This window comes from Acidilutibacter cellobiosedens, from assembly GCF_004103715.1.
GTDB classification, from domain to species: domain Bacteria; phylum Bacillota; class Clostridia; order Tissierellales; family Acidilutibacteraceae; genus Acidilutibacter; species Acidilutibacter cellobiosedens.
Map to the genome: position 1 here is coordinate 149,026 of NZ_CP035282.1, position 12,399 is coordinate 161,424.

14 protein-coding genes and 2 tRNA genes are annotated in these 12,399 nt (G+C 32.5%); all 16 read left to right on the forward strand.

The genetic code is table 11. The features are described 5' to 3' along the window. The 16 genes from cobU to EQM13_RS00880 all read left to right on the forward strand — a co-directional run bounded on the left by cobU (window position 1) and on the right by EQM13_RS00880 (window position 12,398). On the forward strand, window positions 1–537 hold the full coding sequence (cobU, locus tag EQM13_RS00805) for a bifunctional adenosylcobinamide kinase/adenosylcobinamide-phosphate guanylyltransferase (RefSeq protein ID WP_114219583.1): 537 nt from the start codon (window positions 1–3) through the stop codon (window positions 535–537). Next, window positions 534–1,259 carry an adenosylcobinamide-GDP ribazoletransferase gene (gene cobS, locus EQM13_RS00810; protein ID WP_128751652.1) on the forward strand — a complete coding sequence of 242 codons (726 nt, stop codon included), beginning with the start codon at window positions 534–536 and terminating at the stop codon, window positions 1,257–1,259. Before cobU ends, cobS begins: the two co-directional genes overlap by 4 nt. 35 nt (window positions 1,260–1,294) lie before the next feature. Next, window positions 1,295–1,861, forward strand: coding sequence for a histidine phosphatase family protein (locus EQM13_RS00815; RefSeq protein WP_071140621.1), 567 nt, complete (start codon window positions 1,295–1,297; stop codon window positions 1,859–1,861). Window positions 1,862–1,958: 97 nt separating this feature from the next. Beyond that, entirely contained in the window at window positions 1,959–3,425 is a 1,467-nt protein-coding gene (gene gltX / locus EQM13_RS00820) for a glutamate--tRNA ligase (RefSeq protein ID WP_071140622.1), read from the forward strand. Between the two features lie 90 nt (window positions 3,426–3,515). Beyond that, a tRNA-Gln gene (locus EQM13_RS00825) sits at window positions 3,516–3,590 on the forward strand. Window position 3,591: 1 nt separating this feature from the next. After that, window positions 3,592–3,663 (forward strand) — tRNA-Glu (locus tag EQM13_RS00830). 213 nt (window positions 3,664–3,876) lie between these two features. After that, complete coding sequence (locus EQM13_RS00835; protein ID WP_234958921.1) at window positions 3,877–4,227, forward strand: DUF1622 domain-containing protein; 351 nt, start codon at window positions 3,877–3,879, stop codon at window positions 4,225–4,227. A 238-nt stretch (window positions 4,228–4,465) separates the two neighbouring features. Next, the gene (locus EQM13_RS00840) at window positions 4,466–4,933 is read left to right on the forward strand and encodes an Hsp20/alpha crystallin family protein (protein ID WP_128751653.1); all 468 of its coding nucleotides are present in this window, start codon (window positions 4,466–4,468) and stop codon (window positions 4,931–4,933) included. Between the two features lie 160 nt (window positions 4,934–5,093). After that, the gene (iorA, locus tag EQM13_RS00845) at window positions 5,094–6,857 is read left to right on the forward strand and encodes an indolepyruvate ferredoxin oxidoreductase subunit alpha (RefSeq protein WP_114219398.1); all 1,764 of its coding nucleotides are present in this window, start codon (window positions 5,094–5,096) and stop codon (window positions 6,855–6,857) included. 2 nt (window positions 6,858–6,859) lie between these two features. Further along, entirely contained in the window at window positions 6,860–7,432 is a 573-nt protein-coding gene (locus tag EQM13_RS00850) for an indolepyruvate oxidoreductase subunit beta (protein ID WP_071140625.1), read from the forward strand. Window positions 7,433–7,692: 260 nt separating this feature from the next. Beyond that, window positions 7,693–8,007, forward strand: a complete 315-nt coding sequence (locus EQM13_RS00855; protein WP_128751654.1) for a hypothetical protein — start codon at window positions 7,693–7,695, stop codon at window positions 8,005–8,007. 12 nt (window positions 8,008–8,019) lie between these two features. Further along, window positions 8,020–9,063 carry a V-type ATPase subunit gene (locus EQM13_RS00860; protein ID WP_071140627.1) on the forward strand — a complete coding sequence of 348 codons (1,044 nt, stop codon included), beginning with the start codon at window positions 8,020–8,022 and terminating at the stop codon, window positions 9,061–9,063. After that, window positions 9,063–11,012, forward strand: a complete 1,950-nt coding sequence (locus EQM13_RS00865) for a V-type ATP synthase subunit I (RefSeq protein WP_128751655.1) — start codon at window positions 9,063–9,065, stop codon at window positions 11,010–11,012. Before EQM13_RS00860 ends, EQM13_RS00865 begins: the two co-directional genes overlap by 1 nt. A gap of 14 nt (window positions 11,013–11,026) precedes the next feature. Continuing rightward, window positions 11,027–11,449 carry an ATP synthase subunit C gene (locus EQM13_RS00870; protein WP_071140629.1) on the forward strand — a complete coding sequence of 141 codons (423 nt, stop codon included), beginning with the start codon at window positions 11,027–11,029 and terminating at the stop codon, window positions 11,447–11,449. A gap of 1 nt (window position 11,450) precedes the next feature. After that, on the forward strand, window positions 11,451–11,756 hold the full coding sequence (locus EQM13_RS00875) for a V-type ATP synthase subunit F (RefSeq protein ID WP_071140630.1): 306 nt from the start codon (window positions 11,451–11,453) through the stop codon (window positions 11,754–11,756). A 12-nt stretch (window positions 11,757–11,768) separates the two neighbouring features. Beyond that, entirely contained in the window at window positions 11,769–12,398 is a 630-nt protein-coding gene (locus tag EQM13_RS00880) for a V-type ATP synthase subunit E (protein WP_071140631.1), read from the forward strand. Window position 12,399 lies beyond the last annotated feature (1 nt).

Sequence of the window (12,399 nt, forward strand, 5' to 3'; positions counted from 1 at the left end):
ATGATAATTTTGGTGACAGGAGGAGCAAGGAGTGGGAAAAGTTCCTTTTCAGAATCCCTATATGAAAATAAAGAAGATGTGGTATATATAGCCACGTCAAAAATTTATGACAAAGAAATGGAAGAAAGAGTTATTCTTCACCGACAGAGCAGGCCTCTTTCCTGGAGAACCTACGAGGGAAATTATGATTTAAAAAAAGCAGTGGGAGAAGAAAAAAATTACATATTGGATTGTGTTACCGTATTATTATCAAATAGGATGTTTGACATTACTAAAGATGAAGAATTTATTTCTTTTCAGCTTCAAAGTCAGGTAGAGAATACCGTTTTTAACGAACTAAAATGTCTTATAGATGAAATAAGAAGAAGAAATTACAATTTAATAATGGTCACTAATGAAGTGGGAGATTCTTTAGTTCCAGAAAGTCATATAGGAAGAGTTTTTAGAGATATTCAAGGTAGAATAAATCAAAGGATAGCTTCGGTTTCCGATGAAGTCTATTTGGTATGCTGTGGAATACCGGTGAAACTGAAATGATGAAGGGTTTTATATTGGCAATTCAGTTTTTATCTCGACTTCCCATAAACATTTCTGTTGATTTTAACGATAAAAATTTATCTCGGAGCACTCTTTTTTTCCCATTTGTAGGGATGATTATAGGTACGGGAGCAGGGCTTGTCTATTGTTTGGTTTCTCGGGTAAATATGGATATAGCATCTTTTTTGGCTGTATTGACCTTGGTTATACTTACCGGAGGCCTTCACTTAGACGGCTTAGGGGATACCTTTGACGGATTTTTTTCTGCGAGGACAAGAGAAAGAATACTTGAAATAATGAAGGACAGCAGAGCGGGAACTTACGGAGTGGTGGCTATAGTTTTGGACATACTTTTAAAGTATGTTATTATATCCAATATGAAAGAAAACGTATTGCCGGCATTGGTATTTTCCTGTGGGAACGGAAGGCTTATAGCGGTCATATTCATGTCCTTCGGCAAAATAGCGAGACCCGGGGGATTGGGAGATATGTTTAAAAAAAGTAATCCTAAAAAATATGCCTTTATAGGTGGGATTATATATGTTTTAATTACCTTTTTAGTAAATCCCTTGTATTTGATTCCTTTGGGGATTTCCATATTTGCAGCTTTTCTGTTGGCTTTAAAAACATATAGAGTTATTGGAGGCTTTACAGGAGATGTATATGGGGCAGGTATTGAAATTACAGAAATAGTATCGTTACTGTCCTTTATGTATATATAATGTCTCTGTTCTTTTTCTGATTTGGGAGTGTGATTATGGATATAATATTTGTTCGCCATGGAAGTACTGAAGAAAACAGAAAGAAAGTATACGGAAGTTCTGATATACATTTATCCGAAAAGGGAAAAACCGAGGTATTGAATATTAAAAATTCGGTAAATAATATGTCCTTCGGAAAAGTATATATAAGTCCATTGAAGAGAACAATGGAAACTTCGAAAATTTTGGGAGTAAAGGGAATACATGATGATAGAATCAAAGAAATAAATTTTTCCATATTCGGCGGAAAAACTTATGAGGAAATAAAAAAGATATATCCTGAAGAGGTTTCTCTGTGGACAAAGGATTATATAAACTATAGGATACCCGGTGGGGAAAGCCTTAAAGATATATACGAAAGAACTAAGGATTTTTTAGAAAATATTATATCGGAAAATAAAAATGTACTCGTTATTACCCATGAAGGAGTAATAAGATGTGCTTTATGCTGGGTATTCGATAATGTGGAATATTTTTATAGGTTTAGAGCAGATAACGGAAGTATCACGGTTATATCGGCAGATGATGGATATAAATATATAAAATGCATTAATAAAAGGTGATATACTATTATTTATGTTTAATATTTAAATTTTATATTTTTAAAGATTCCCTATGAGTGGTATAATAAAAGATAGTTTAATTGAAGGGAGTTTTTTTATGGAAAAAATAAGAGTTCGATTTGCTCCGAGTCCTACAGGATATTTACATATAGGGGGAGCAAGGACAGCATTATTTAATTATTTTTTTGCAAAAAGATATAACGGGAAATTCATTCTCAGAATAGAGGATACAGATAGAGAAAGATTAAAAGAGGATTCGGTGTCTCAAATAGTTTCAAGCATGAAGTGGCTCGGTATTAATTGGGATGAAGGTCCCGAGAAGGGAGGAGAATACGGGCCTTATTTTCAATCGGAAAGGCTGGATATTTACAGGAGAGAGGCAAAGAGGCTATTAGATGAAGGAAAAGCATATTACTGTTTTTGTACGGAAGAGGATATTGAAAAAGAGAGAGAAGAACAGAAAAGATTAAAGGTTTCCTACAGGTATTCGGGCAAATGTTCTTTATTATCTAAGGAAGAAGTTGAAGAAAATCTTAGGGCAGGAAAGCCCTATGTAATAAGAATAAAAATTCCGAGGGAAGGTACTACTGAAATAGAGGATTTGATAAGGGGCAGGGTTTCTTTTGACAATTCTCAGTTAGATGATTATATAATTCTTAAATCAAATAACATGCCCACATATAACTTTGCTTGTGTGGTAGATGATCATTTTATGGAAATAAGTCACGTAATAAGGGCTGAAGAACATCTTTCAAATACTCCGAAGCAGGTTTTAATATATAAGGCTTTAGGGTATGAAGTACCTAAATTTGCTCACTTATCCATGATATTGGCTCCGGACCGAAGTAAATTGAGCAAGAGGCATGGAGCTACTTCCGTGGAGGAATTTAGGGAAAAAGGTTATATAAAAGAGGCATTAGTTAATTATCTTACTCTTTTAGGCTGGTCTCCGGGAGAGGACAGGGAAATCTTCGGGATGGAAGATACCATAAAGAATTTTTCTTTGGAAAAGGTATCGAAAACAGCAGCAATATATGATATAAACAAACTGACATGGCTGAACGGAAATTATTTAAGAGAATTGGACTTGGATTATATAACAAAAGAAACAATCCCTTTTTTGATAGAAAAAGGATTTATAAAGGAATATGAAGCAGAAGAAAAATATGATTATATCAAAAGAGTTGTCGCTGCCGTGAGAGAAAAGGTAAAGCTTCTGACAGAACTGGCAGACGGAAGCGAATACTTTTTTAAAGATATATCCGAGTACGATCCTAAGGGAGTAGCAAAGAGATTTGAAAAAGACGGTACCGTAAGGCTGTTGGAGTCTGGAAGGAAAGCTTTAGAGGATGCCGAGGACTTTAAAGTGGAAACGGTAGAAAAAATTTATAGGGATTTAATTGATAAATTAGGAATTAAGGGAGGAGATATAATTCATCCTACCAGACTTGCGTTATCAGGAAAAACTGTGGGGCCGGGATTATTTGATATAATATCCATTCTCGGAAAAGAGGAATGCTTGAAAAGGATGGATAAAGCTATTGAGTTCATAAAAAAAATGTAAAAGGGTTCTATCTATGAATTTTAAAGAATTGATAAATTTTTGGTTGATATATATGCTAAATAGGTGTATAATAAAAAATGTCACTGAAATTCCGAGATGGTGTAACTGGTAGCACCTATGACTCTGGATCATATTGCCTAGGTTCGAATCCTAGTCTCGGAGCCATGGCCTCATGGTCAAGCGGTTAAGACGTCGCCCTCTCACGGCGAAAACAGGAGTTCGATTCTCCTTGAGGCTATTAAATTAATTATATTAAGAAAAAATATTGAAACCAATAAACTGTACTGATGACTATGCAGTTTCCGGAAGGGACTGATATAAAGTCACAAAGGGATATGAAGATTTTAGAGACAGAAAAAATGAAAAATATGCTGAATGAGTCGAAATAAATGTTTCGGCTCATTTTTTTAAGCATAATATTAAAAAATAAAAGGGGGACAAGAGATTGAATGTGGAAATGATTTTAGAATATAGTATACCATACATAACTACTTTTCTGGAATGTATAGGAGTATTTATAATAACTTTAGCTTCTTTAAAAACCTTTGTTAATTTTATTAAATCCAAGTTTAATTTTACTGATGATAGTCTGAAATTGGAATTTGGAAAAGCGTTATCATTAAGTTTGGAATTTAAATTGGCGGCAGAAATACTTAAAACGGTAATAGTGCGTACTCTTGATGAATTTATTATTCTTGCGGCAGTAGTTGTTCTTAGAGCAATAATTGTATTCGTAATTCACTGGGAAATGACTGTCTCATTGAAAAATGGCAGTAAAATGGTTCAAAAATCTAATAATTGATTCAAAAATTGTATTTAAAATAAAATATTATGAAAAATAGAGAAATAAAGATATAAAATTAGAAAAACATAAATAATTTACACTAATAGCCATTATATCCCACAAATAATTTATAACATATAAATATGGATATTGCGTATAATATGTGTGTGTGATATAAAATAAGTGTAGGTCAAAGAAAGTCAAAGTTAAAGTCAGCATAAGTCAAATAATATAATATTATACGGAGGTGTTTATTATGTTTGGACTTACACCATATGACAAATGGCAAAGAGGAATTGAAAGGAAAAGGAGTGACTGGGATATAGAAAGAATGTTTGATAATATGTTAGAATCATTTTATAATAATACGCCTTTCCCAAATTTGTTGAATTCAAAGGAAATGAATATGAAGGTAGATATAAAAGAAAATGATAAGGAATATACCTTGGAAGCAGAAATGCCCGGAGCTAAAAAAGGCGAAATAAATTTGGATTTAAAGGACGATATCTTGACTATTTCATGGGAAAGAAAAAATGAAGTTAATGAAGAAAAAGAAAACTACATTAGAAAAGAAAGAAGCTATGGTTCAACTTCAAGAAGTTTTTATGTAGATGACGTAGATATAGAAAAATCAACTGCTAAATTTGAAGACGGTGTTCTTGTTGTAAATTTGCCAAAGAAAGAACCAAGTTTACCAAAGAATAGTACAATAAAAATTCAATAACATGTTATAAAAAAATGAAGTGCAAGTTCCCTTCAGGTGTAAGAGAACTTGCACTTCATTTTTATAACAATATTGTTAAGTATTTTTCATATCTTTTCATAATATTCTTTCATCTGATATAATATATTATGAATTAGAGTATATTAGGGAGGATGAGGAAATGAAGGAAATATTAACAGGAAATGAAGCAATTGCACGGGGTGCATATGAAGCCGGTTGTCATATAGCCTGTGCTTATCCGGGGACTCCTAGCACGGAAATACTTGAAAACGTTTCTAAATATAAAGAAATATATTCGGAATGGTCTACAAATGAGAAAGTAGCATTGGAAGTTGCCAGTGGGGCTTCTATAGCCGGTTCAAGGTCTCTTGTGGCAATGAAACATGTAGGACTTAACGTAGCTTCAGATCCGATGTTTACCATGGCCTATGAAGGAGTCAACGGAGGATTAGTAATTGTTACAGCAGATGAACCGGGGATGCATAGTTCACAGAACGAACAGGATAACAGATTATATGCTCCTCATGCTAAAGTAGCTCTTATTGAACCGTCGGACAGCCAAGAATGTAAAGATTTTATTAAATATGCTTTTGAAATAAGTGAAACTTTTGATACTCCTGTATTGTTTAGGGTTACGACCAGGGTTTGTCACAGCAAAGGTTTGGTAGAGCTGGGGGAGAGAAAAGAAATAGGAATTAGAGAGTATACAAAGAACCCTAAAAAATATATTATGGTTCCCGCCAATTCAAAAATGAAGCATGTGGAAATTGAAGAAGAAAGACTGCCAAAACTTAAAAAATATTCAAATAGCACTCCTCTTAATAGAATCGAGTGGGGAAGTAAAAAAATAGGAATTATAACAAGCGGAATTTCCTACCTTCATGCAAAAGAGGTCTTTGGAGAAAATGCATCTTATTTAAAAATTGGGTTCAGTTATCCTCTTCCTGATGAATTAATAATTAAATTTTCAAAAGTTGTGGACAAAGTATATATTATAGAAGAAAATGAACCTTATATTGAAAACTTCGTGAAATCTCTTGGAATTCCATGTATAGGAAAGGAATTCGTACCTATATGCGGAGAACTGAATCCTCAAATTTTAAGGAATGCACTTATTGAAAACCAAAAAGTAGAAGAATATAAACTGAATGTGGAAGCACCTTCCAGACCGCCGGCTCTTTGTGCTGGATGTCCTCACAGAGGGATATTTTATGCCGTAGGGAAGCTTAAGAATGTAATAGCTACCAGTGATATAGGATGTTATACTCTTGGAATGTCGGCGCCTTTAAATGTAGGAGATTCGGTTATATGTATGGGGGCCGGAATATCAGCCGGAATGGGTTTTGAAAAAGCGTTAAGACTTGCGGGAAAGGATAATAAGGTATTTGGATTTGTCGGAGATTCTACTTTTTTTCATTCAGGAATGACAGGACTTGTAAATGCGGTTTATAATAAGAGCAAAATGGTCATAGTTATTTTAGACAACAGGATTACGGCGATGACGGGACATCAAGAAAATCCAGGTACCGGAAAAACTTTAATGGGAGAGGAAACTCAAATAGTTGACGTTGAAAAGATAATAAAAGCCGTGGGAGTAAAAGAAGAAAATATAAGAGTTGTAGATCCCTATAACCTGAAAGAAACGAGTGAGGCTGTAAAGGATGCTTATGAAGCGGATGAACTGTTTGTAATAATTACAAAGCAGCCTTGTGCTTTAATTAAAAAAGTTCAAAAAGAAAGAAAAGGAATGTACTGTGAGATAAATCAAGAGAAATGTAGAAAATGTAAAACTTGCTTGAAAATAGGATGCCCTGCCATATCGGTTAAAAACAATGTAGTTATGATTGATGATGTTCAATGTAATGGATGTACTATTTGTATGCAGGTTTGTCCGTTTACTGCAATAGAAAGGATGGGTGAGTAGTTATGACTAAAAACTTACTTTTGGTAGGAGTAGGAGGACAAGGAACTATTCTTGTATCAAAGATACTTTCTCAAGGGCTTGTGGAAGAGGGATATGATGTGAAAATGTCCGAAATTCATGGAATGGCCCAAAGAGGGGGAAGTGTAACTACTCAAATAAGATTTGGAGATAAAGTATATTCTCCTAATATATGCGAAGGAGAAGCAGACGTATTGGTTGCTTTTGAGAAAGTAGAAGCAGTTCGATATATCAGACAACTTAGAAAAGGCGGAATTTTAATAGTTAACGATGTGGAGATTTACCCTCTCCCTGTTTTGACCGGAAAAGAAAAATATCCTGAAGGAGTTATTGAAGAGCTTAAGAAAAATATAGAAAACATTAATGTGGTTAACGGCAGAAAAATAGCAGAAGATGTGGGAGAAGTAAAGACTCAGAATATAGTATTGCTGGGATGTATCATTAAGGCTTTAAAACTTGAAGATATTAACTGGTCGGATTTAATCAGAAGGAATGTTCCTGAAAGGTTTCAAGAAGTTAACATAAAGGCTTTTAATGAAGGATTAAAATTATTATAATATTAAGATAAAAAGCGCTATCAAAAGTTGTAATCTTTGATAGCGCTTTTTATCTTAATATTAATTTTCTGCTAAATGGGTTTCAAAAAGGGTTTTTCATTGTAAAAAAAGACGAAAATTAACGATTTAGCAAAAGAAATTTGAGATATATGGGAAATATATATTGACAAATTGAATTTAATTGGCTATAAGCAATAAACTATCCAATTTGCATTTTGTTTTTGAGTGATATATAATGAAAAATGATGAGGTGAGAATATATGGAAGAAGAGATTAAGAGAATAATAGAAATTGATAAAAACACTTTTGAATTAAAAAAGAAAACTGAAGATATAATCAATGAAAATGATAAAAATTTGGGGAAAATATTATTGAATTTAGAGAAGGACAGTATGGAGGAAGGAAAAGCAGAAGGAGATTGTGTATATAATAAACTGTTGGATGAAGGAAATAACAAGGCAAAGGAATTAGAAGCCAAAGGGAAGGAAATAGAAAATAATATTAAAAATATTTATAAAACATATAAAGAGGAAATTTTAAAAGGGATTTTTGATTCAATAGTTCAGAATTGTTAAGGGGCTGAGAACGTGGGAAATCCAAAACGATTTGCTGCAGTAAATACTAAAATAAGGTCCTTGGAAAGAAAATTTATGACAGAAGAGGATTTTATTAATATTATGAATAAAAAAAATACGGAAGAAATCTTTTTATATTTAAGAGATAATACTGAATACAGAGATGTTCTTGAAAATTTGGATGGCAGTAAAATCCATAGGCCGGATTTGGAAAGAGAAATTAAAGTTCATATATTTGTTCAATTCAGGAAGATAGTAAAATATTTTGATGAGAGTTACAAGAAATTGTTTCAGATTTTATTGATGAAGTATGAAATTGAAGATTTAAAATTCTATTTGAGGAAGCTTTTGCGAAACGAAAAATTAACCTTTCGGGTAAATGAATATGGGGATCTTGATTATGAAAAACTTTCCAATGCAAAAGATATAAATAAATTTGTGGAAGAACTAAGAGATACGGAATATTACAAGGCATTGAAACCATATTTAGGTGAAAAAAATAAAAAGCTTCTTTTTTATATGGTAATAAGTTTAGATAAATTATATTTTTCGAAGATAAAGGAACAAGGGCTGAAACTGAGCAAAGAAGACAGTAAAAATCTGTTTGAAACGATAGGCAGAAATATTGATCTTTTAAATATTGAGTGGATTTACAGAGGGCTGAAATATTATGATTTATTTCCTGAAGAGTTGATAAACTACACTTTGCCGGAAGGATATAGGTTAAAATACAATGATATAAAAAAACTTTGCTATGCAGATGACCTTAAAGAATTTCAGCAGATAATATTAAATACGGAGTATTCATTCTTATTTGATACAAAAAAAGATGTGGATTTATTTATGGAGAGAAGGATAGAAAGATATCTTTATTTTAAGTTTATTTCTTTGATTAAAGCATCAAGAATGGATATTACAGTTTCTTTGGCTTATTTTTATCTTCTTGAATATGAAGTTAAGGATATTTTTTCAATCGTTGAAGGAATAGAATATAATTTAAGTTTTGATGAAATGAAGGAGTACCTTATTAGAAGGATTAAAGGAAGTGGTAAATAATGGCAGTTGAAAAAATGGCTATGATGGATATGGTTATTCCTATAGGCATAACCCATGAAGTATTAAAGAAAATTATACTTCTGGGCAAGGTAAATTTAACCAATGCTATCGATCAAATAGAAGATAGTGAGTTTGTTCTTAATGTAGAAGGGAAAAATATGGATAAGATAGTAAACTTGAGTTTTATTTCTCCTTATCCTACCGATAATAGATTGGGAAAATATTCGGATAAAATAAATGCGATAAAGACTGCTTTTCATCTTGATTTTTCATTAGATAAAAATTGTCTTAAAACTTCATATAGCTTTGATGAAACTGCAGATATTATTGACATTGCATATGAAAAAATACTTAAACTAACCGAAAAAAAGGATGATTTGGAAAAAGAACTAAAAAAAATTGATAATCTTATTGGAAAGTTTTCTTATATTCATGATATGGATATTTCCATCGATGATTTAAGAAATTTGAATTATTTCCAATATCAGTTTGGGGTTTTATCTAAAGAAAACAGAATAAAACTGAAAAAAAATTATGAAAATATTTCAGCTTTGGCATTTCACTTGGGAAGCGGAGACAAAGAAGAAATTTATCTTATGATCTATCCCAAAAGTGTAGAAGATGAAATAAAAAGAATTTTTAGATCTTTGAACTTTAGCGGTATTGATGTGCCAAAGGAATTTTCGGGAACCCCAAGAAAAGTAATTCAGGAATTGAAAAATAAAAAGAAGGTTTTGCTTGACAATATTAAAGAGATAGATGAGAAATTGCAAGAAATAGAGGAGAAAAATATTGATAGCTTAAAATGTGCTTTTTCGAGATTTCAAATGGAGAAAAAAATCGAGGAAGCAGAAAAATACTTGGCATCTTCAAAAAAATTTGCATACCTTTCAGCTTGGGTTTCGGTTAAAGACAAACAGCAGATTAGAGATGAATTTAAGGAGTTTGAAAATTTATTGATTGAGTTTAAGGATGAAAAAGAAGTACAGACTGTTAAACCTCCTACAAAATTGAAGAACAACAGGCTTTTTTCTCCTTTTGAATCATTGGTAAAAATGTATGGGACACCTTCGTATAATGAACTGGATCCAACACCATTTTTGAGTGTTACTTATATGTTTTTGTTTGGAGCCATGTTTGGAGATTTAGGTCAAGGATTTATATTTTTACTGGCTGGCATTTTTCTTTCTAAAAAAAAGAAAAACAGTGTTTTTGGTCCTCTTATTATGAGAATAGGAGCAAGTTCTATGATATTTGGTACTTTATACGGAGGTTTCTTTGGATTTGAGAATGTCATACCTGCCCTTTTGCTGAGGCCCTTTGATAATATAAATTTGGTGCTGGAAGCTGCAGTATTTATAGGAATTTTTCTCATATTTATGAGCTATGGGTATAGCATTATAAATGCTGTTAAAGTTAATGATATAGAAAATGGAGTATTTGGGAAAAATGGAATAGCGGGTTTGATATTTTATATATCTCTGCTTCTTCTTATAGGAGGAAAATTTTTAAACAGAGTCCTTATTCCTACCGGTTTCGCTGTTGTTCTTTTACTGTTGACGATGGCTGCGATGGTGGTTAAGCAGCCTTTAGGGAACTTAATAAAAAAGAAGCCTTTATATAATGAAAGCGTATCAGATTATTATATTGAAAGTGGTTTTTCTATAATAGAAACTCTCTTAAGTATGTTAAGCGGTACTTTATCTTTTATAAGAGTTGGTGCCTTTGCCCTTACCCATGTAGGATTGTTTATAGCTTTTCAAACTATAGGAAGACTTATTGGCTCGGGAATAGGAGATGTTGTTGTCTTAATAATAGGAAATGTAGTAATTATATGCCTTGAAGGGCTTATAGTTTTTATTCAGGGATTAAGACTTGAGTATTATGAGTTATTCAGCAGATATTATAAAGGGGAAGGTGTTGAATTTTCCCCAATAAAGATTAATTAATGGAGGGAATTTAAATGACATTTATTCTTATAGCTACAACTATAATGGTTTTGATGACAATAGGAGCAGGAATTTTCTTAATGTATAAAAAAGCAGAAGTCAGTCAAAAGAAGCTTAAAAAGATTTTGCGATACAATCTTTTTGTATTTTTACCTATCCTTATCTTTTCAATCATACTGATAGTGCCTAACATAACTAACGCACAAAATACAGCCGCCTCTTCTCCCTCGGGATTGGGATTTATAGGTGCCGCATTATCAACGGGAATGGCTACTATTGGAGCAGGGTATGCAGTAGGAGTTGTAGGAGCATCTGCTTTGGGAGCTGTTTCCGAGGACCCGGGAATACTGGGAAAAACTTTGATATTTGTTGGGTTGGCCGAGGGTATCGCTATATATGGGCTGATAGTTTCCATATTGATATTGGGGAGCTTATAGTATGAAATCTTTTTTGATAAGTGACAACAGGGATAGCCTTATAGGAATTAGAATTGCTGGTATAGAAGGAGTGGTGCCTCAGAATAAAGAAGAGGCAGTTAAAATTCTTAATGAAAAATTAAAAGATAAGGATATAGGAATAATACTTTTATCTGAAAAGATTTTTAAATCGGTGGAAAGAACAGTTACGGAAATCAAGTTAAGGCAGTCTGTTCCTCTTATCGTTGTTATTCCTGACAGAAATGGACTTTCGAATAAGGATTTTATTACTAAGTATATAAAAGAGTCGGTAGGCGTGAAACTTTAAGGCGGTGATAAGGTGATTACAGTAGAGGAAAAATTAGATATTTTTTACAAATTGATTCTTGGCGAGGAAAGAGATAGAAGTGAAGAAATTCTTGAAAAAATTCAGATGAAAAACGAAGAGTTGATTCGTGAAAAAAAAGAAGAGGCTTTAAAGAAAAAAGAAGAAATTGTCAGCAAAAAAAGAAAAATGGGAGAATTGAAAAAGAATGAGATTATATCCAAAACTTTTTCTCAGGAGAAAAACAAAATATTAAAAGTTAAAAAGGAACTTTTGGAAGATCTGATGATTGAAATTGAAGATAAGGCCGAGAAATTTGCAGCAAGCCCAGAATATAAGAATTACCTTTTAGATGAATTAAAAAAAATTGCTGGTTCAGCGAAAGACCGGGAGATTTATATATATGTCAGCAAAAGAGATAAAGATATTTATGGTGACATCATTATGGATATTTTCCGTAAGAATAACAAAGAGGTTCTGATATCCCCATGGACTGAAAATAAAATAGGCGGATTTTTGCTGTTTAATAAAGAAAGAACCTATTTGTTGGATTTTACCTTAAAAACTAAGATAGAGGGAAAAAAATATGAAATAGGAGAATTACTCTATGAAAAGTTTAAAGAAGCTGGTGATCTAATTGAGTAAC